At 35.7% G+C, this 19,224-nt stretch carries 20 protein-coding genes and 1 pseudogene; 10 read left to right on the forward strand and 11 right to left on the reverse strand.

Features of this window, described 5'->3' with window-relative positions; translation table 11 throughout:
* Positions 1-13: 13 nt before the first annotated feature.
* Genes glmS through BST92_RS05215 form a run of 3 tightly spaced genes read right to left on the reverse strand, consistent with a single transcriptional unit; the run spans position 14 to position 4,278 of the window.
* A complete protein-coding gene (glmS, locus tag BST92_RS05205) occupies positions 14-1,861 on the reverse strand; it encodes a glutamine--fructose-6-phosphate transaminase (isomerizing) (protein WP_105070492.1) in 1,848 nt (615 codons plus the stop codon).
* A gap of 10 nt (positions 1,862-1,871) precedes the next feature.
* Positions 1,872-3,473: a BamH family beta-barrel-assembly machinery protein gene (gene bamH / locus BST92_RS05210; RefSeq protein WP_105070493.1), complete on the reverse strand. Its 1,602-nt coding sequence runs from the start codon at positions 3,471-3,473 to the stop codon at positions 1,872-1,874.
* The gene (locus BST92_RS05215) at positions 3,451-4,278 is read right to left on the reverse strand and encodes a glycogen/starch synthase (RefSeq protein ID WP_105070494.1); all 828 of its coding nucleotides are present in this window, start codon (positions 4,276-4,278) and stop codon (positions 3,451-3,453) included. Before BST92_RS05215 ends, bamH begins: the two co-directional genes overlap by 23 nt.
* Positions 4,279-4,386: 108 nt before the next feature.
* On the opposite strand from BST92_RS05215, the gene panC reads away from it, so the two are divergent.
* Genes panC through BST92_RS05250 form a run of 7 tightly spaced genes read left to right on the forward strand, consistent with a single transcriptional unit; the run spans position 4,387 to position 10,852 of the window.
* Positions 4,387-5,238, forward strand: coding sequence for a pantoate--beta-alanine ligase (gene panC / locus BST92_RS05220; RefSeq protein WP_105070495.1), 852 nt, complete (start codon positions 4,387-4,389; stop codon positions 5,236-5,238).
* A 40-nt stretch (positions 5,239-5,278) separates the two neighbouring features.
* Complete coding sequence (gene panD, locus BST92_RS05225) at positions 5,279-5,629, forward strand: aspartate 1-decarboxylase (RefSeq protein ID WP_006796326.1); 351 nt, start codon at positions 5,279-5,281, stop codon at positions 5,627-5,629.
* 6 nt (positions 5,630-5,635) lie between these two features.
* A complete protein-coding gene (locus tag BST92_RS05230) occupies positions 5,636-6,619 on the forward strand; it encodes a lysylphosphatidylglycerol synthase transmembrane domain-containing protein (RefSeq protein WP_105070496.1) in 984 nt (327 codons plus the stop codon).
* A 30-nt stretch (positions 6,620-6,649) separates the two neighbouring features.
* Complete coding sequence (locus BST92_RS05235; protein WP_105070497.1) at positions 6,650-7,816, forward strand: alpha/beta hydrolase; 1,167 nt, start codon at positions 6,650-6,652, stop codon at positions 7,814-7,816.
* The gene (gene radA, locus BST92_RS05240; protein WP_105070498.1) at positions 7,817-9,184 is read left to right on the forward strand and encodes a DNA repair protein RadA; all 1,368 of its coding nucleotides are present in this window, start codon (positions 7,817-7,819) and stop codon (positions 9,182-9,184) included.
* Positions 9,185-9,198: 14 nt separating this feature from the next.
* Positions 9,199-9,732 (forward strand): TlpA family protein disulfide reductase, encoded by a 534-nt coding sequence (locus BST92_RS05245; protein WP_105070499.1) that lies wholly within the window; start codon positions 9,199-9,201, stop codon positions 9,730-9,732.
* A 1-nt stretch (position 9,733) separates the two neighbouring features.
* On the forward strand, positions 9,734-10,852 hold the full coding sequence (locus BST92_RS05250; protein WP_105070500.1) for a M23 family metallopeptidase: 1,119 nt from the start codon (positions 9,734-9,736) through the stop codon (positions 10,850-10,852).
* On the opposite strand, the gene BST92_RS05255 is transcribed toward BST92_RS05250, so the two are convergent.
* Complete coding sequence (locus tag BST92_RS05255; protein WP_105070501.1) at positions 10,853-12,310, reverse strand: hypothetical protein; 1,458 nt, start codon at positions 12,308-12,310, stop codon at positions 10,853-10,855. It abuts the gene before it with no gap.
* Between the two features lie 195 nt (positions 12,311-12,505).
* On the opposite strand from BST92_RS05255, the pseudogene yiaA reads away from it, so the two are divergent.
* Positions 12,506-12,922 (forward strand): annotated as a pseudogene (gene yiaA / locus BST92_RS05260) (inner membrane protein YiaA); the annotation flags it as partial.
* Positions 12,923-12,927: 5 nt separating this feature from the next.
* Positions 12,928-13,245, forward strand: coding sequence for a hypothetical protein (locus BST92_RS05265; RefSeq protein ID WP_105070503.1), 318 nt, complete (start codon positions 12,928-12,930; stop codon positions 13,243-13,245).
* Positions 13,246-13,319: 74 nt separating this feature from the next.
* Here BST92_RS05265 and BST92_RS05270 read toward each other — a convergent pair whose 3' ends face one another.
* From BST92_RS05270 to BST92_RS05280, 3 genes are all read right to left on the reverse strand, one after another.
* Positions 13,320-13,766 (reverse strand): hypothetical protein, encoded by a 447-nt coding sequence (locus BST92_RS05270; protein WP_146105098.1) that lies wholly within the window; start codon positions 13,764-13,766, stop codon positions 13,320-13,322.
* Positions 13,767-13,830: 64 nt separating this feature from the next.
* Positions 13,831-14,592, reverse strand: a complete 762-nt coding sequence (locus BST92_RS05275; RefSeq protein ID WP_105070505.1) for an exodeoxyribonuclease III — start codon at positions 14,590-14,592, stop codon at positions 13,831-13,833.
* Positions 14,593-14,677: 85 nt separating this feature from the next.
* Positions 14,678-15,766: an isoaspartyl peptidase/L-asparaginase family protein gene (locus BST92_RS05280; RefSeq protein WP_105070506.1), complete on the reverse strand. Its 1,089-nt coding sequence runs from the start codon at positions 15,764-15,766 to the stop codon at positions 14,678-14,680.
* A gap of 121 nt (positions 15,767-15,887) precedes the next feature.
* Here BST92_RS05280 and BST92_RS05285 point away from each other — a divergent pair, with 121 nt between their 5' ends.
* Positions 15,888-16,421: a 3-hydroxyanthranilate 3,4-dioxygenase gene (locus BST92_RS05285; RefSeq protein WP_036583520.1), complete on the forward strand. Its 534-nt coding sequence runs from the start codon at positions 15,888-15,890 to the stop codon at positions 16,419-16,421.
* Positions 16,422-16,500: 79 nt separating this feature from the next.
* On the opposite strand, the gene BST92_RS05290 is transcribed toward BST92_RS05285, so the two are convergent.
* The 4 genes from BST92_RS05290 to pheS all read right to left on the reverse strand — a co-directional run bounded on the left by BST92_RS05290 (position 16,501) and on the right by pheS (position 19,201).
* Positions 16,501-17,082 carry a fasciclin domain-containing protein gene (locus BST92_RS05290; RefSeq protein ID WP_105070507.1) on the reverse strand — a complete coding sequence of 194 codons (582 nt, stop codon included), beginning with the start codon at positions 17,080-17,082 and terminating at the stop codon, positions 16,501-16,503.
* A 278-nt stretch (positions 17,083-17,360) separates the two neighbouring features.
* Complete coding sequence (locus BST92_RS05295) at positions 17,361-17,759, reverse strand: hypothetical protein (RefSeq protein ID WP_105070508.1); 399 nt, start codon at positions 17,757-17,759, stop codon at positions 17,361-17,363.
* Positions 17,760-17,761: 2 nt separating this feature from the next.
* On the reverse strand, positions 17,762-18,157 hold the full coding sequence (locus BST92_RS05300; protein WP_245910870.1) for a GTPase: 396 nt from the start codon (positions 18,155-18,157) through the stop codon (positions 17,762-17,764).
* Positions 18,158-18,181: 24 nt separating this feature from the next.
* Positions 18,182-19,201, reverse strand: a complete 1,020-nt coding sequence (gene pheS / locus BST92_RS05305) for a phenylalanine--tRNA ligase subunit alpha (RefSeq protein ID WP_105070510.1) — start codon at positions 19,199-19,201, stop codon at positions 18,182-18,184.
* Positions 19,202-19,224: the final 23 nt, after the last annotated feature.

Raw genomic sequence — 19,224 nt, forward strand, 5'->3', positions numbered from 1 at the left:
ATCTAATCAATTGCTACTCAACGGTAACAGATTTTGCTAAATTACGTGGTTGATCAACGTTTTTACCTAGCATTACTGCTATATGATATGACAATAGTTGTAATGGGATGGTTGTTAATAAAGGTGTCATGAACTCAATAGTGTCTGGAACTTCTATAACATGATCTGCAAGATCACGTACATCCACATCACCTTCTGTAACGATACCTATTATCTTACCACTACGCGATTTAATTTCTTGAATATTGCTCACTACTTTTTCATAATGACCTTTACGAGTCGCTATTACAACAACAGGCATTTGCTCATCAATTAATGCAATGGGACCATGCTTCATCTCTGCAGCAGGATAACCTTCTGCATGAATATAGCTGATTTCTTTAAGCTTAAGAGCTCCTTCTAAAGCTACTGGGAAGTTAAATCCACGCCCTAAATATAAACAGTTAGGTGCATCTTTATAGATAGCCGCGATTTTCTCAATATGGTCGTTAGAATTGAGAGCTTTCTCTACTTTATCAGGTATAGTATCTAATTCCTGTAAATATCTATGGAAGTCACTAGTTGAGATTTTCCCTTTTCTTTTTGCTAATTGCAATGCAATTAGAGTCAATACAGTAATTTGTGTTGTAAAAGCTTTAGTAGATGCAACACCAATCTCTGGTCCTGCATGAGTATAAGCTCCCGCATGCGCTTCTCGAGAAATAGAACTACCTACAACATTACATACTCCAAAAACAAAAGCTCCTTTATCTTTGGCCATTTTTATAGCAGCCATAGTATCTGCTGTTTCCCCACTTTGAGAAATAGCTATCAATATATCATCTTTATCGATAACAGGATTTCTATATCTAAACTCTGAAGCATATTCTACCTCTACCGGTATTCTTGCTAAGTCTTCAAAGATATACTCTGCCACAAGACCTGCGTGCCAAGACGTACCACATGCTACAATTAAAATACGTCTAGCATTTAAAAATTTATCTATGTGATCATCAATACCAGCCATTTTAATCAGACCTTGATCGACTAACATTCTACCTCTAAAAGTATCTCTAATAGCTTGAGGTTGCTCATAAATCTCTTTAAGCATAAAGTGATCGTAACCACCTTTCTCAATTTGTTCAAGATTCATTTGTAATTCTTGAATGTACGGATCTACTAATGAGTCATCATGTATTTTACGAATCTTCATATCCTTATGCGTACGTACAACGGCCATTTCACCATCTTCTAAATAGATTGCCTCTTTTGTAAATTCTATAAATGGAGACGCATCACTAGCAATAAAAAATTCATTTTCTCCAACTCCTATTGCAAGAGGAGAACCCAAACGAGCTACTACAATTTCATTAGGTTTATTACGGTCAAAAACTGCAATCGCATAAGCTCCTATAGTTTGATTTAAAGCTATTTGCACAGCTTTACCCAATTTAACCTTTTCTTTATTTTTTACGTCTTCTATTAAATTCACTAATACCTCAGTATCTGTATCAGATTTAAAGGTGAAACCTCTATTCATCAACTCTGTTTTGAGAGGTTGATAATTTTCTATAATCCCGTTATGAATAATAACAAGGTCTCCACTATTAGAAAAATGAGGATGGGAATTCACATCGTTAGGCACTCCGTGAGTTGCCCAACGCGTGTGCCCTATAGCAATTGTCCCTTCAGTTGAGATTTCAGATTCTAATTTTGCCTCAAGGTCAGCAACTTTACCTTTAGTTTTCGAAAACTTAAGGTCAGTACCATCATATATAGCAATACCAGCACTATCATAACCTCTATATTCCAGTCTTTTTAGACCATTTAAAACGATAGGATAAGCGTCACGATGTCCTATGTAACCTACAATTCCACACATAATTTTTTAATTAATTGGTTGTTTCTGAATAGTATATCTCAAGCTTTAAACGCTTATCTGCATCACTAGAAAGATTACCATGCAGAATTGTTCCTTCATGAGATATAGCAGATCCAGTAAGAATTTCATCTACTATATTAGGGTTTTTAACCTTGCTTGTTGATATAGAATTAACATTACGAGTAACTGCAACAGCTAATCTAACATTTTCTATATCACCATTTAGAACAGAAGTGATATGATCTGTCAACCTTACACGATACTTAACACCTTGGGAAGACCCGTCATCAATATCTAGTCGCTCCAAAACACCTAGATGACCGCTTTTATCAGCAGCTTGATCAAAGATATAATCTACAAGCACTGCATTATCATCATAATTATAAATAATAATTCTTTCAGGCTCAGTCGATCCGGCATTAACAGCCGATTGATCTACGTAAAAAGTAAGTGAAGCATCGTTAATAATCCATTGATTTGCTATGATTTCAGTTAATGCATCAGCTTCACCATTCATATCCAAATCAGGTCCGAAAAGATCAATTAGTACTAAAGACCCAGATCCTCCTTTTAAATATAATCTTTCTTCACCCAAAGAGCTATCATCTGCTCCTTGAATTATAGTAGTCAATGCGGTATCCCTCAAACTGTTATCAAATAAACTAACATTATTACCTCCAAAACTCAATGTGAATTCGGTATCTATAATATTAACCTCATCTGTATCCCCATCATTATCTAAGTCACTTACATCCTGCACATTTATTTTCAAATAAAAATCAACAGTCGCATTCTCTATATCAATTAAACTTAAATGACCTTGTCCAGTTATACTAGAAACTTTAAAATAAAGGCCTCGAAAATAATTCCTAAAGTTATTATTACTTGACAAACCAGTTGTGCCAGCCGCATCAATGATTACATTTTGCCAGTAAGTTCTATCTAATTGAACTCTTAGTCTAGGTGATAAACGCTCAATCTCACTTTCCTCTCCATCTTCATCAACTGACTGAATAATAACCTCTCTAGAATCTGGATAAAATGAATGATCAAGGATTAACGCACCCTTTTGGGCATCTATAACTTGTCCTAAGTCGGAGTAGTAAACAGCCTGACTCGTTACATCATTGATATCAAAATCATTAAGTAGAAAATTATTTCTATAAATCTGCAAAGTAATTGCTTCAGTCCCATATAATGAATCAACCTCATAGGTAGTAGCCTCGCCGTCAAAATCAGTCGCGGTTGAAAAATAAGGGAGATTAATAACCACACTATCTAAAACTGGATCAATACCAAAGCTTGGATTAGAAGTTGGTAAATCCAACTGACTTACGAAACTATAATCAGTTCTACCATAAACAGGATCAGTATAAGAACCTAAAGGCATTGAACCAAAATTATTAGTTTGTACAGGACCTAATACTTCATTAAAGGCCACTACATCAAAATCTTGCTTTTTTATTCGATCATTTAATTGATCTGCTCCTAGGATATCACTCCCAATGGTATTCAACTCATTATCACAAGCAGCTAAACCCAAAATTACACCTGCAATAACTGAAGCATTTAAAGCGAACCGCTTCATCTTACTCATCATTTTCTTTTTCATTTAAAATATCGTTAAGATAGAATCCTTCATAAGCATCTGCAAATTCTTCATGAGAGTGATATTCGAGTACTGGCTTCTCTACAGAATCTATGTATGCATTCAATTCCTCATCTAAATCTTCACTAGCTTTAATAACACCATCACTAAACCTAACAGCATTCTTCATTAAATTAACATATGAAGGCTCTTCAAATTCAGTTACAGCATCATCATCTAACGCATCAAACCTGAGTTTATCTATCATTTCAGTATCTAACGTTCCATCAAAGGATTGATTATATACTGAGGTAACTATTTTACTATCTTCAAATAATGGGTCATTACCATAATAGTTTTTGATATATAATGGTAGTAGCCCAGCAAGCCATCCATGAACATGAATAATATCTGGAGCCCAATTTAACTTCTTAACGGTTTCAATAACACCTTTAGCAAAAAATATAGCTCGCTCATCATTATCATCAAAAAGGTTACCTTCTTCATCTGTCAGTGTCGCCTTACGTTTAAAGTAATCTTCATTATCTATGAAGTATACTTGCATTCTTTCTTTTGGAATAGAAGCTACCTTAATAATCAATGGCATATCTAAATCATTAATAATTAGATTCATACCACTTAACCGGATCACTTCATGTAATTGATGTCTACGCTCATTAATATTTCCAAAACGTGGCGTAAATATTCTGATCTGACCTCCACGATCATTCACCATTTTAGGACTAAAATAGGACATCGAGGATGCTTCAGTTTCTGGTAAATAAGGGATAACTTCTGAGGATACGTACAGGACTCTTTTTTCCTTCATAAATTGTTTTATTGATGCCTAACTTTTAGCAAGTTGCAAAAATACACAATTTCTTGCACTTTCATGGTTTAACCTTATGTTTGTAGCATTGTCCAAACCTTTACACCTATGGTATTTCAAACCCATATAAAATTAACAGCACAGATTGAGAGTCTTAAAAATAAGAATCTTAAAATAGGTTTTGTCCCTACTATGGGAGCTCTTCATGCTGGGCATATTTCATTGATGCAAGAAGCGATGAAATCTAACGATATTTTGGTCGTGTCTATTTTTGTAAACCCTACCCAATTTGATAACGCCAGTGATTTAAGCAAATACCCTAGAACACTTAAAAATGACACAAATCTCATTTATAATCATTTTGGGGAATCTAATGTACTTATCTACACACCTAATGTTGAAGATATATACGGAGACCGTGCGGTCGCAAAATCTTATCAATATGACGGATTAGAACTGGTTATGGAAGGAGCAAATAGACCAGGTCACTTTGATGGAGTGGGAACTATTTTAGAATTCTTATTTCAAAAAGTACAACCAGATTATGCATATTTTGGTGAGAAAGACTTTCAGCAACTACAAATTGTTAAAAAATTAGTAGAGAAACTACACCTACCCGTTAAAATCATAGGGTGCCCAATAAAGAGAGAAGCACATGGACTAGCCATGAGTTCTCGCAATGAAAGGTTAAGTCCACAAGCCAGAGAAGAAGCTGTTTTCATTATTCAATCTCTAGAAAAAGCCAAAGCTTATTTTAAAAACCACAGTATTAATGACACTGTTGCTATGGTACAAAAGTTGTATGCTAAAAATAAAAATCTAGAATTAGAATATTTCACTATCGCAAGTGAAGAAACCTTAATTCCTGTAAAACGCAAATACAATAAACACACCTATAGAGCTTTTATAGTTGCGCATTTAGAAGGTGTAAGACTAATTGATAATATGCGTTTATCATAATAATGATTTTTTAAATAATTACAAATCGTATCTTTGCAACATGTTAATTACAGTAGTAAAATCTAAAATTCACCGAGTTAAAGTAACCGGTGCGGACCTAAATTATATAGGCAGTATCACCATTGATGAAGATCTTATGGATGGTGCAAATATTGTTGAAGGTGAAAAAGTTCAAATCGTTAATAATAATAACGGTAACCGTTTAGAGACCTATGCCATTCCTGGACCGAGAGGTAGCGGAGAAATCACTCTTAATGGAGCAGCAGCAAGAAAAGTTTCTCCTGGTGATGTTCTTATCCTTATCTGTTATGCTCAAATGACGATGGAAGAAGCTCGTGCTTTTAAACCAACACTACTTTTCCCTAATGAAGAGGATAACACCTTATCATAAATCAGCTTGAAAAAAGCATCCCTCAAAACATTAAAAATATTACTACCGCTCGCGTTAGGAATATTTTTAATTTACATCTCTTACACACAATTTACTGAAAATCAAATCAATGAGATAAAATCTTATTTGATTGATGCAAACTACAGCTGGATTGTTCTAGGAGTTATACTAGCATTTTTAAGTCATCTTTCTAGAGCATGGCGATGGAACTATATGCTTAAAGCAATAGGACATCAACCAGCTTTTCTTACTAATGTCATGGCTATTGGCACAGGCTATGCTATGAATTTAATAATACCTCGCAGTGGTGAAGTCGCTCGTGCTGTTGTTGTAAATCGAGTAAATAACGTACCAGTAGATAAAGCTATAGGTACCATAATAGCAGAGCGTGTTCTCGATTTTATTATTCTTTTAATCATCACAGCTACCGCATTGTTAGTGTCAGGCACTGTTATTATTGACTTCTTTAAAGAACGTTTAAACACCGCTTTCGCGAAAGCGGGTTCTTCAACAATTCTTATCTATGGAATAATTGCTTTAATCTTTACCATCATTGTAGTTGTATTATTTAGATACATAAAACCATTTCAAAAACTAAAAAACTTTATCAGCGGTCTTAAAGATGGATTTAATACAATATGGACCATGCAGCAAAAATGGCTTTACCTGGCTCACACATTATTTATATGGACCATGTATTTATTAATGTTTTACGTTAGCATCTTTGCGCTTCCAGACACGGCTTCTATTCCAGTAAGTGGTATTTTAAGTGCATTTGTAGCAGGCAGTTTTGCTGTTGCCTTTACAAACGGTGGTTTTGGCGCTTATCCCTACTTTATAGCACAAGTCCTTCTGCTCTTTGGAGTAGCAGAAACCTTAGGAACGTCACTAGGCTGGATCCTGTGGACCTCACAAACAGCACTAGTTCTTATTTATGGCCTCGTTTCATTTGTAATGCTTTCTATAAAAAATAGTGTTTCGGCTAAATAATTGTAAATTCCGTTCCAAAATTTTCTTACAATGAAACATTTTATAGCTTTCATCATATTGCTATTTACCTGCAATACTCTATTCTCACAAGCTTTTTATAGAGCATATCCTAGCGAAGTGTTAGGTACAGAACGTAATATAAAAGTGCTCAAACCGCGCAATTATGCTGAGAATCCCGAAAAAACATATCCATTAATAGTTGTTCTTGATGGCGATTATCTTTTTGAACCAGTAGCAGGTAATGTTGATTACCTTTCTTATTGGGATCAAATGCCTGAAAGTTTTGTCTTAGGAATTAACCAGCGTAAAAGTCGATATGATGAAACCGCAATCAATCGTGAAAGCGGCTTGCCAGAATCACAAAGTACAGACTTTATGGACTTTATCATGGAGGTCGTGGCAACTATGAAAGAAGAATATCGTATCGCACCATTTACAGTAATTATAGGTAAAGATGTTACCGCAAATCTAGCTACCTATTTTTTAATGCGCAAAAAAGTTGCTTTTGACGCTTACCTCAATATAGACCCAGATTACTCAACATTAATAACAGATAATTTGGTGAGTAAAATTTCACAATTAGAAAGCTATAATTACTACTATGTTGCCACACCAGAAAAGCTAAGCACAACTGATAATATGTTTACCACACAAGTGGACTCATTGCTAGAAAACCGTAAAAACGTGCATTTGCTATATGAGAAAATAGAAGGCGTTGATAAATATGGACTAGGCGCACATGCCATACCACGAGGACTAAATTATATTTTTGAAGAGTATAAACTTATCGATGAAGACGCCTTAGTAAATACAGCGGTAGCAGATAACATGGCTAAAGAAGGTAAAGAAACAAATGACGTCGCAAACGCAATAGAAACACTAATTAAAAAATACAAATACATAAAAGAAGTTTATGGTATCGACATGAGAGTCAGACTAATAGATATCGTAACTGTAGCAGAGCATCTTATAGACAACAAGAAGTACGATGAACTAATTGATGTTGCTGATCTTGCTATGAAAGAATACCCAGAAAAACTTTACGGCCGTTTTATTGAAGGAATAGGTTATGAAGGCATAGGTAGACCAGAGCGCGCTATAAAATCATATAATGCAGCATATGCATTAGAACCTGCCGTAGGAATTACAAAAGATGATGTGTTAGACAAAGTAGAAATGCTTCAGGAAAAAAAATAAATGGCCAAAGTAAAAACAACATGGTTTTGTCAGAATTGTGGCGCTCAACACGCTCGCTGGCAAGGACAATGTACCACGTGTAAAGAATGGAACACACTGGTTGAAGAAGTAGTTCAAAAAGAAAAGAAACCTACTTGGGATGCTGCTAGTGGAGATACGCTTTCGCGAAAGCGTGCTCCACAACCACAACTTATTTCTCAAATAGATGTCACTGAAACGCCACGTTTAGACACAACAAATGCTGAATTTAATAGAGTATTAGGTGGTGGACTAGTGCCTGGATCTGTAACCTTATTAGGCGGTGAACCAGGAATAGGTAAATCAACTTTACTACTTCAAGTTTGCCTTAATTTACCTTATAAGACGCTGTATGTAAGTGGTGAAGAAAGTGCACAACAAATCAAGATGAGAGCAGATCGTATTAAACAAAATGCGACCAATTGTTATATTCTTACAGAGACAAAGACTCAGAATATATTCCGTCAGATTACAGAGATGGAACCTGAGGTACTTATTATAGATTCTATACAGACTTTACAAACTGAAATTATAGAAAGCACCGCAGGTAGCGTTTCTCAAATAAGAGAATGTACGAGCGAGCTTATAAAATTTGCCAAAGAGACCAATACTCCAGTGCTACTCATAGGTCATATTACTAAAGATGGTAACATTGCTGGCCCTAAAATACTGGAACATATGGTAGATAGTGTTCTACAATTTGAAGGCGATCGCAATCATACGTATAGAATATTGAGAGCTTTAAAAAACCGTTTTGGTAGTACACATGAAATAGGTATTTATGAAATGTTAGGCCATGGATTACGTGAAGTAATCAATCCTAGTGAAATATTAATCTCTCAACGCGGTACAAGTTTAAGTGGTACAGCAATCGCTGCTACCATGGAAGGTATGCGTCCTTTAATGATAGAAGTTCAAGCATTAGTTAGTACCGCAGTATATGGAACACCTCAACGCAGTGCTACAGGATATAACTTAAAGCGTCTCAACATGATTCTAGCCGTATTAGAAAAAAGAGCTGGTTTTAAACTAGGTCAAAAAGACGTTTTCTTAAATATCACTGGTGGAATCACTGTTGATGATCCAGCAATTGATCTAGCTGTAGTAGCCGCAATTCTTTCATCTAATTTTGATATTGAACTTTCTTCACAACATTGCTTCAGTGCAGAGGTAGGTCTAGGTGGCGAGATAAGACCGGTTTCACGAATGGAACAGCGTGTTAATGAAGCCTCAAAACTAGGCTTTGAAAAAGTTTTTATCGCTCCAGCAAAGCAAAAATTTAAAGATGTAGGCACTGATGTTCAAGCCTTTTCAAAAATTGAAGATTTAGTTAAATATTTATTTTCATAGTTAATTATAAGTATATGTTTTTAAGAATATTATGTTTAATCGCACTAGTCAGTTTTGCATCTTGTAAATCTGCCGATAAGGATGTTGAAACAGTAAAAACAACCGAGGTTGACAAAACTGATAACGATATTTTACATCTTGAGTCACCTGATGGTACTTACACTAACCTTGCAGCATTACTAAAAGAACATAAGGGAAAAGTAGTTTATGTAGACTATTGGGCTAGCTGGTGTAAACCATGTCGCGTCATGATGCCGGCATCTGCAAAATTAAAAGAGCGCTATAAAGGTAAAGATGTCGTATTTCTTTACATATCTATTGATACAAAAAGAAATGCCTGGGAAAAGGCAAATCTAGAAGAAGGATTTACTGAGCATAGTTACATTGCAACTAATTATCCTAAAGCAAAGATTTTTCAGCTTAGAAACGTAAGTAGTATTCCTAGATACATGTTATATGATAAGAACGGCCGCATGATTGATGATAATGCGATGCGACCAGTACAACCTGACCTTATAACCGCAATAGACGGTTTACTATCTTTATAGATTGCAGTTCATTAAAAAATACTGGCTTTCTACAAGTATCCTTATTACTATAATTGGTTTATTGATTACTTATGCAGTAAAACCATCATTATTTGATTTTATACTTAAACCTTCACAACGTACTATTTACGAGCGCAATTTTAAAGACAGCCCAGAGAAACTATTGCGCTGGAATAATCTGTTATCTAATGCCGTAAAAGATCAAGTCGTTGTAAATAATTCCATAGCAGAGCAAGTTGTAACTTCTAATGAGAAACCATTTACTGCAGGCTACCTAATTAATCTAAAACTAGGTGAAGTATTAATGAGTACAGTCGACTTACAAGATTCATGGATACTTGAAGCTAGAAACCTAAGTGGCGATTTACTTCAAGATGCTCAGTTAAAAAACAATGCTCTAGTTTTAAATTATACTCCAAATAAGGATATCAAAATAAGAGTCATTCTTCAGGCTAAACTTGAAACAGAATCCCAGACTGAATTTAAAATTTATACTGCACCACAATATGATTTTCCAGTAGCAGGAAAAGGTAATAGTGCTATACAAAGTTTTTGGGGCGCTTCAAGAGGTGGAGGAAGTCGCAAACATGAAGGAAATGATGTGTTTGCACCTAAAGGTCATCCAGTAGTTGCTATAACTTATGGAACCGTTTCCAGTATAAGAAATCGCGGATTAGGTGGTAAACAGGTTTGGGTGAAAGATTATGATAATGGTTATTTACACTATTATGCTCACCTAGACGATTGGATAGTAAAAGAAGGCGACATGGTCTGGTCTGGCGACACACTAGGATATGTAGGTAATACAGGAAATGCAAAAAACACACCACCACACCTACATTTTGGAATTTATAAAAATGGTAGTGCTGTAGATCCAAAACCTTTCATTTGGAGAACTCAAGTTCCAGAAAACACGATTACCTTACCTCAACTCATCAATCCACGTGCAAACGGTTTTGCAGCAAATCTACGTACTGAACCTTCAAGCTCTAGTGACATTCTTCAAGATGTAAAAACAGCACCTGTAACCATAATAGGTAATACTGGAAACTGGTATCATGTTAGAACCTCAGCCGGTTTGAGTGGCTATATGCATAAAAGTGTTTTAGTAGAAAAGTAACTACAGATTAGTCAACTCTAGTGTTACCTCATATAATGGTCTGGACTGCATCTTTGCCTTAAGCCATGCATAGAAACTCATAACAAAAATATCTTCTCTGTCTGCTCCTATCCAGTCAAATGATTTTTCAACCTTGTTATAGAAAGCTTCAGTGGTAACTTGATGAGGTGCGTCGTAGTATAAACGCAATAATTTGAGATAAGAAAGCACTCGCACTTCATCTTTATCTTTTAAACGTTTGCGATAACGCTTATTAAAACTATGAATCCTAGACTCAACTAGATCTGGTTGATTACGCTCTATTAATATTAGAATTTCAATAATATTGCGTTTAACAACCCAATTAAAACCTATACGTTTTTCATAGTAATCATCACTATGTGATAAATCACGCATGATTTTACTGCACTGCTTATAATTCTTATTTTGAAAATGAGCCATTACCGATGTTAGTTCGCTTTCTACAGTCGGGTAATTGATATGACTCAACGTTTTAATACCGTTCAATAGTTCACCTGTATAAATTTCTATTAATGCCTTTAAATGATGGTAGTCATCACCCATTATTTTCATGTATTTCCCGTTCTCTAGATTTAACTGCGACCACATTAAACGTAAAAATTCTCGTGCTTTATCAAAGTTTTTGTTTCTAAAATAGGTCATACTCATCAACTTTAAAATAGCTATGTGATAATACAAATGACGAGTGGCAAGCTCTTTTTTAGTATTTACAATATGGTAGGCCTCTTCCATAAAGTGTGCTGCGCTGTAATAGTCATTTTTTATAGTAGCTGCCTCTACCGCAATAGTCATTAAAGTATATAAAGACTTAAACCCAAAAGCAGCATTTAGCTTAATTCCATAGGTTTTTAAATGACGATCTATCACTTCTTCTACATCTTTATCACCAGTCTGTAAATCTTCTTTTATAAATGCATAGGCAGTCATTAAATCCGCCTCTGCGAGCTGGTTTTTCAAGTTGCTCTGGTACTCTTTTACCACTAGATCTAACTGGACTGATGGGTTCTTATGAGCATGTTGTAATAAGGTGTGATACATTTCATTAAGTAACGCATACAACTCAAGTTTACGGGCCTTTTGAATTGCCTTTTTTAGAATTTTAAACCCTAATTTATGGAGACCTTTTTCAAAAAATATTCTTGAAGCTAGTAGATTTTTTAAAAGTTGCATCTCTTCATCGCTTTCTGTTTCTAAACCGTGCGACGCAGTAAAGTCAATCAGATTGTCACGCAATCTTTTAGTTAATGCATAGAGTGCGTTGTGATTCTCCTCACCATATAATCGGTTTGCCAGATCAGTAGTCACGCCATTTTCTATAAGCTGAAAAAGCTTGATGTTTTTAACGTCAGACCTTTTGTTTCTCGCTTTCGCGAAAGCGTAGAAAGCCAACCTTTCTTCACCAGTCATATTATTAATTAGTAAAATAAGCTCTTTCATATCATAAGATTCTACCTGTTCAATATAGGTTTATTAAAGTAATCAATCAAAATTTATACATTCTTAATCATAAGAAATTTTAATATAAAGTCTCTTGTCATTTGAATATGTGCCGCACATTTGTACCATCAAAACAAACAAAACAATTAATATGGAACATCAAACATTTAATCCAGTAAACGTAAAGACTGAAAAGAAAAAAAAGAAGCTTTTAATGGTAAACCTACACCAGCATTTATTGCTGCATCGTGGAGCGCACTGCTCATAGGAATGGTATCTTACTGTATAGGATTATGGAATGCTGATATGCTACTTAATGAGAAAGGCTATTATTTTGTCATCTTACTCTTCGGTCTATTCTCTGTCATATCAGTGCAAAAGGCTGTTAGAGATAAGCAAGAAGGCGTGGCTGTAACAGATATGTATTATGGAATTGCATGGTTTGTAACCATAGCCTCGTTAGTATTGCTAGTCATAGGATTATGGAACGCTGACCTGCTTTTAAGCGAGAAAGGTTTTTACGGGATGTCATTTGCGCTTAGTTTATTTGCTGCCATTGCGGTACAAAAAAACACGAGAGATGTAAAGTTTATTGATGATCAGGAAAAATAGAAACTATGAAATGGTTCGTTCACAGAAAAGGTTATTTAGTAGTGTTAGGATTACTAGCTATAAGTCCTATTATATTCTTAATCTTAAGTTCTTTAGTATGTAATTCTTGGAAGATATTAAATGTGGTAGATGACACTATAGCAATATCCATACTAATTGGTCAAATCATTATAGGAATTATATGCTTTGCTCTTTCCCTATTTGAGTTGAGGAAAAACAAGACAGAATACCTGACCAATAAAATAGTGGGAACTGTTTTAGGTGCATCAATATTGCTTCCGTATCTAACGATATTTATATTAATAGCCACAATAATTAACTAGCAAAACAGGCTGTTACAATTGTAACAGCCTGTTTTGATGTTTGGGAAACGGCCTTTTGAAAAAGAGGTTGTTTTTTAATACATGTAATTTATGGTCGTTAATGAGGTACTAGAATTATTAAAATTCAACTGGACTTCGTTTCCTGAAACTTGTAAACTGGAAATATCAAAAGTAAAACTCTTCTCAAATACTGCGGCACACAGCTCTGTATTTGTAAATTCGAGAACTAGATTTCTTTCTGGTGGACTAGAAAAAGAGACCACATCAGAATCTACAAGATCTAGTGTCCATGACGATCCATCACATCCACTACCACTAATTATTATGGTTAAACAATCACCTGAAAGTGATAATCCTGTAATAGACACATTTTCATTAAGGTTACCGTATCTACTGGCATCTATAATCACGTCTGGTGCATTAATACAAACCTGCTGATTAGTATTAATATCTTCATCACCTACATCGCATGACAACAAAGTCACACATAAAATTAAAAGTATTGTATTTATTGATTTCATAATATTGCTTTTAAAGTAGATGCTCATTACTTTAAAAGGTTGCGTTTATTACTTACAATCTATTTTAATCAATTTCCACCACAACAGGACAGTGATCACTATGCACCGCACTTTGTAGAATAACGGCTCTTTTTATGCGGTCCTTCATTTGCTCAGTAGCCATATGGTAATCTAATCGCCAGCCTTTATTGCGTGCTCTAGAACCACCACGATAACTCCACCAACTGTATTGATCAGGTTGATCGTTAAACATTCTAAAAGTATCTATAAAACCACTAGCGACAAATCGGTCCATCCACTCACGTTCTTCTGGTAAGAAACCTGAGGTGTTTTTAAGTCCTTTGGGGTTATGAATATCGATAGCTTTGTGACAGATATTATAATCGCCACAAACAATAAGGTTCGGTCGTTCTTTACGTAGTTCTTTAGAATATTCTAGAAACTCTTCCATGTACTTGAACTTAAAACTTAGTCGATCATCATTTGTACCACTAGGTAAGTACATACTCATGATAGACACATCACCAAAATCTACTCGTAAATTTCTTCCTTCAAAGTCCATAGACTCTATACCAGTTCCATATTCTACATGATCTGGTTTTGTCTTAGAAATAATAGCTACACCACTATACCCTTTTTTTTGAGCACTATAATAATATTGATATTCATATCCAGCTTCTTTAAAAGCCTCCGTATCTACTTGATCTTCTGTGGCCTTAATTTCTTGCAAGCATAACACGTCTGGATTTGCTGCTTTGAGCCAAGTGATAAAATCTTTTTTCATCGCCGCACGGATTCCGTTGACGTTATAGGATATGATTTTCATAGGTGAGTTTTAATTTTTACGAAGGTAATAATTGAATGGCATTTTGGTTGGGTTAATAGATTCCGCATCAAGTACGGAATCTCACTTATTCCTTATACATTCCTACAATTAACTCATCCTTATCATTCATAGTTGCTCGATACATTCCTGCGGTATTGAATTCCATGGATACGTTCCCTAGATGATCTAAGGCTACGATTCCGCCAGTGCCGCCTAAATCGATAAGCTTTTTCTGGATCACAGCATCAGTTGCTTCTTTCAATGTCATGCCTTTATATTCCATCATGGCGCTGATGTCATAAGCGACTTGCGCACGTATAAAAAACTCACCATGTCCAGTGCTTGAGACTCCACAGGTAGCATTATTTGCATAAGTTCCACTACCAATAATGGGTGAATCACCTATGCGGCCATATTTCTTGTTGGTCATTCCGCCAGTACTAGTTCCGGCAGCAATATTGCCATTTTTATCTAGCGCTACACAACCTACGGTTCCGTATTTAGAATCTTTGATAAATGGATCTTCTAGTTCTAACTGAGCTACTTCTTTATCATTTTGCGCATCCTTTTCGGCCTCTCTTTTTAGAACACGTTGCAAGGACTGGTAACGGTTCTCGGTATAGAAATAACTGTTAGGTACTATCTCTATATTGGGATCTTGTAACGCTTTCGCGAAAGCGTCTCCACCACTACCACTTAGTAACACATGCTCAGAATCTGTCATCACTTTACGGGCTAGCGAAATAGGGTTTTTAACCGTAGTAATACCTGCGACCGCACCAGCATTAAGTGTTTTCCCATCCATAAAACTAGCGTCAAGTGAGTTGATACCATCGTGTGTAAATACCGCTCCTTTTCCAGAGTTGAATAACGGCGAGTCCTCCATGATGCGTATGCTCGCCTCAACAGCATCCATAGCATCGCCTCCATTTTTAAGAATATCATGTCCTGCTTTTACAGCTTCTGTGAGTTTATCGTTATACTGTTTTTCCAGCTCTGGCGTCATGTTCTCTTTTTTAATCGTTCCTGCACCACCATGAATCACTATGGCAAATTCACTAGTTTGTTTTTGGGTTTCAGAAATTGCTAATTCTTTAGATTTTGTTGCTGTTTCTTGACAGGCAATTAGTACTATAGCTACTATTAAAAAAAGATTTTTTTCATGATTTGTTATTTGAGCTACAAGTTACTGAAAAAGCCGTGATAGAAGTAGTTAAGAATTTGTTGAATGTAGTCTAGTACTGATTGTAAAGCCGACCTTAAAACTGTAACTTTATACTTTAAAATAAACTGACATGGCAATTGCAAAACCTTTTAACCTTAACCAGTGGATTGAAGAAAATAGAGACTCTTTAAAACCACCTGTAGGAAATAAGAATTTATATAAAGATGCTGGTGATTATATCGTGATGATTGTTGCTGGACCTAACGCACGTAAAGATTATCATTACAACGAGACTGAAGAACTTTTCTACCAGCTCGAAGGAAACATAGAAGTTCATATACAAGAAGATGGCGAGAAAAAAACTATGAAGTTAGGTCCAGGTGACATGTATCTTCATCCTGGGAAAGTACCGCATTCTCCTGTACGTCACGAGAATTCTATAGGACTAGTTATTGAACGCAAACGCACTAGTAAAGATGATGTTGATGGATTACTATGGTTTTGTGATAACTGCAATAACAAGCTACATGAAACATACTTTAAACTAGATAACATAGAGAAGGACTTCTTGCCACGCTTTAAAGAGTTTTACACTAGTAAAGAGCTGCGCACTTGCGATAATTGTGGCACTACTATGGAAATGGATGAACGGTTTGTGGGGTAATCTATAGAAACAATATTTAAAACAACAAAAACCCCAAGCTCGCACTTGGGGTTTTTTATTCTTAAAATGTAGTTAGGGATTACATTTTAGGAAGTAGTACTGCGTCCACTACGTGGATTACTCCATTAGATTGGTTTACGTCTGCTATCGTTACGGTAGCCATTCCACCGTTTGCGTCTGTGATGACTACTTTACCATCTTTAATGGTTAAAGTTAGATCAGCTCCAGCTACAGTTGTTACAACTGCTTTACCGTTATTCTTTTTGATTAAAGAGATTACATCTGCGGCGCTAAATTTTCCAGCGATTACATGGTAAGTAAGCACGCCTGTTAATGCTTTTTTGTTTTCTGGCTTCAGTAACGTATCTACTGTTCCTGCTGGTAAAGCATCAAATGCTGCGTTAGTAGGTGCAAAAACCGTGAAAGGTCCTTCACTAGATAATGTTTCTACAAGGTCTGCTGCTTTAACAGCTGCAACTAGAGTGGTGTGATCTTTTGAGTTTACTGCGTTCTCTACGATGTTTTTAGAAGGATACATCTCAGCTCCACCTACCATTACCGTTTTTTCCTTTTTCATCATTCCGTCTTGGGCAACAGAGTTATGACCGATAAATAGGGCTACAGCTACGAGCGCAAGGCTCAAAAATTTTGACTTTTTCATAGTTTTTTTGTTTTAGTTAATGTGTTATACTGCTTGATATACTGCGTTAGTGTCGATTTGGTTTTTCAACTAACGCGTTTTAACGCAGTATTAACCTAAAACAACTCTTTTTAAGAGAGTTTGGGAAAATGTACACTCATTAAAATGAGTATCAATCAATAACAGCTCATCAATTAATGAGAGCCAAAATATAAATACTAGAAAAAGATTACATTATATATGTTATCAGCTTATAGTCATATTGTTTACATCTAAAAATTAAGATATATAGATGTTTTTTATTTTAAGAGTATACCTGCCTGACCCATTACTGGGACATCTGTAAAATTATCCTCTTTAATACTATATGGAGATGCTGTAAAGGTTTTATCATAGAGCTTATTCTCCTTAAAGTAGGTCAGTATAAATTCATTAGTAAAAGAAAAGACTTCTTCCATAATAAGTTCTACTTTAATGGCGCTTTTTGCCGCAACAACTGGAAACGCCTGTCTAAAAGTAGTCGTCTTGCGCCCATCACTATGTTTACCGCGACTCATGACCATTACAGATTCTATAGCTTCTCTTCCATTATTAATGAGATAAATATTCCAATCGTTTGAAGAGAAATCTTCATTCCATTCTTTCATTATCGCTATGTGAACGTCTTTTACTTCTGGTATAATGATATCTTTTTTCATGACTATTTTAATCGTATTTCTATCGCTGTTATAAGTTGATCAATGGTTTCTTGGTCATTCAAAACTGCTGTACTTAGAAATATATCCAATCCAGAGTTTGTGCCAAATCCATCATTGTAATCTTGCACAACATCACTCATGCTTAAAACAATAGGGAATTTATACTTAGGCAACCATTTAGACCAATACTGCTTAGTAAACTCGTCTTTATGTAGAAATTCTAATTGTAAATTGGGGTTCGTGTCAAGCAAGTTTTTGCGGAAGCGTGACCATTTTTCATTTTCTTTAAAAACGCCATAAGTGAGATCGCACAGTTTGCAATCATAGGTGTCTGGACTCACTATCTTATGTGCACTATCTAACAACGAGTTGATTTTACCCGAGTTTGCGTTGTACACAAAAATAAGTTTTGTAATCACCTCTTAAATGGCGCTAGAAAATTGTTTTAAGAAACGCACATCGTTTTCAAAAAACATGCGGATATCACCTATACCGTATAACAACATCGCAATACGTTCCACACCCATTCCAAAGGCAAAACCACTGTATTCCTCTGGATCAATTCCACAGTTAGTAAGCACCGCAGGATCTACCATACCACATCCACCTATCTCTAGCCATCCAGTACCTTTAGTAATTCTATAATCCGTCTCGTTTTCAAGACCCCAATAAATGTCAATCTCTGCACTAGGCTCTGTAAACGGGAAATATGATGGTCGCAATCTGATTTTAGACTTACCAAACATCTCTTGAGTAAAATGTAAAAGCGTTTGTTTCATGTCTGCAAAACTCACATCCTTATCAATATAAAGACCTTCTACTTGATGAAAAATACAGTGTGCGCGAGCACTTATCGCCTCATTACGGAAAACGCGACCTGGTGATATCGTTCTAATCGGCGGTTTATTATTTTCCATATAACGCACTTGCACACTAGACGTATGCGTTCTCAATAACACATCTGGATTAGTCTGTATAAAGAACGTGTCTTGCATGTCGCGTGCTGGATGATGCTCTGGCAGGTTTAATGCGGTGAAATTGTGCCAGTCATCTTCAATTTCTGGACCTTCACTCACATTAAAGCCTATACGAGAAAACACCTCTATAATTTGATTCTTAACCAGTGATATAGGATGGCGAGCACCTATTTCCATAGGGTAACCGGTGCGTGTTAAATCTCCATAGATGCCAGCTTCTTCTTGCTTGGACTCTATAGACTCCTTTAGGGCATTTACCTTATCCGTCGCTTTTTGCTTGAGCTCATTAATCGCCTGGCCAAAATCTTTCTTTTGCTCATTAGGCACTTCTCTAAATGCAGCAAAAAAGTCATTCAACAAACCTTTTTTACCTAGATATTCAATTCTAAAAGCCTCAATGGCTTCTTTAGAATCTGCCTTAAAACTTTTTACTTTCTCAATATGTTCCTTAACTCGGTCCAGCATGGTGTATATTATATGATTGCAAA

Origin of the sequence: Nonlabens arenilitoris (assembly GCF_002954765.1) — a bacterium.
In the GTDB taxonomy this organism is placed as follows: Bacteria; Bacteroidota; Bacteroidia; order Flavobacteriales; family Flavobacteriaceae; genus Nonlabens; species Nonlabens arenilitoris.

What these genes read in the sequence shown, in the direction of transcription:
- glmS (WP_105070492.1), bottom strand. Translation starts at nt 1,861, where the DNA reads ATGTGTGGAATTGTAGGTTACATAGGACATCGTGACGCTTATCCTATC.
- bamH (WP_105070493.1), bottom strand. Translation starts at nt 3,473, where the DNA reads ATGAAAAAGAAAATGATGAGTAAGATGAAGCGGTTCGCTTTAAATGCT.
- BST92_RS05215 (WP_105070494.1), bottom strand. Translation starts at nt 4,278, where the DNA reads ATGAAGGAAAAAAGAGTCCTGTACGTATCCTCAGAAGTTATCCCTTAT.
- panC (WP_105070495.1), top strand. Translation starts at nt 4,387, where the DNA reads ATGGTATTTCAAACCCATATAAAATTAACAGCACAGATTGAGAGTCTT.
- panD (WP_006796326.1), top strand. Translation starts at nt 5,279, where the DNA reads ATGTTAATTACAGTAGTAAAATCTAAAATTCACCGAGTTAAAGTAACC.
- BST92_RS05235 (WP_105070497.1), top strand. Translation starts at nt 6,650, where the DNA reads ATGAAACATTTTATAGCTTTCATCATATTGCTATTTACCTGCAATACT.
- radA (WP_105070498.1), top strand. Translation starts at nt 7,817, where the DNA reads ATGGCCAAAGTAAAAACAACATGGTTTTGTCAGAATTGTGGCGCTCAA.
- BST92_RS05245 (WP_105070499.1), top strand. Translation starts at nt 9,199, where the DNA reads ATGTTTTTAAGAATATTATGTTTAATCGCACTAGTCAGTTTTGCATCT.
- BST92_RS05255 (WP_105070501.1), bottom strand. Translation starts at nt 12,310, where the DNA reads ATGAAAGAGCTTATTTTACTAATTAATAATATGACTGGTGAAGAAAGG.
- BST92_RS05265 (WP_105070503.1), top strand. Translation starts at nt 12,928, where the DNA reads ATGAAATGGTTCGTTCACAGAAAAGGTTATTTAGTAGTGTTAGGATTA.
- BST92_RS05270 (WP_146105098.1), bottom strand. Translation starts at nt 13,766, where the DNA reads ATGAAATCAATAAATACAATACTTTTAATTTTATGTGTGACTTTGTTG.
- BST92_RS05275 (WP_105070505.1), bottom strand. Translation starts at nt 14,592, where the DNA reads ATGAAAATCATATCCTATAACGTCAACGGAATCCGTGCGGCGATGAAA.
- BST92_RS05285 (WP_036583520.1), top strand. Translation starts at nt 15,888, where the DNA reads ATGGCAATTGCAAAACCTTTTAACCTTAACCAGTGGATTGAAGAAAAT.
- BST92_RS05290 (WP_105070507.1), bottom strand. Translation starts at nt 17,082, where the DNA reads ATGAAAAAGTCAAAATTTTTGAGCCTTGCGCTCGTAGCTGTAGCCCTA.
- BST92_RS05295 (WP_105070508.1), bottom strand. Translation starts at nt 17,759, where the DNA reads ATGAAAAAAGATATCATTATACCAGAAGTAAAAGACGTTCACATAGCG.
- pheS (WP_105070510.1), bottom strand. Translation starts at nt 19,201, where the DNA reads ATGCTGGACCGAGTTAAGGAACATATTGAGAAAGTAAAAAGTTTTAAG.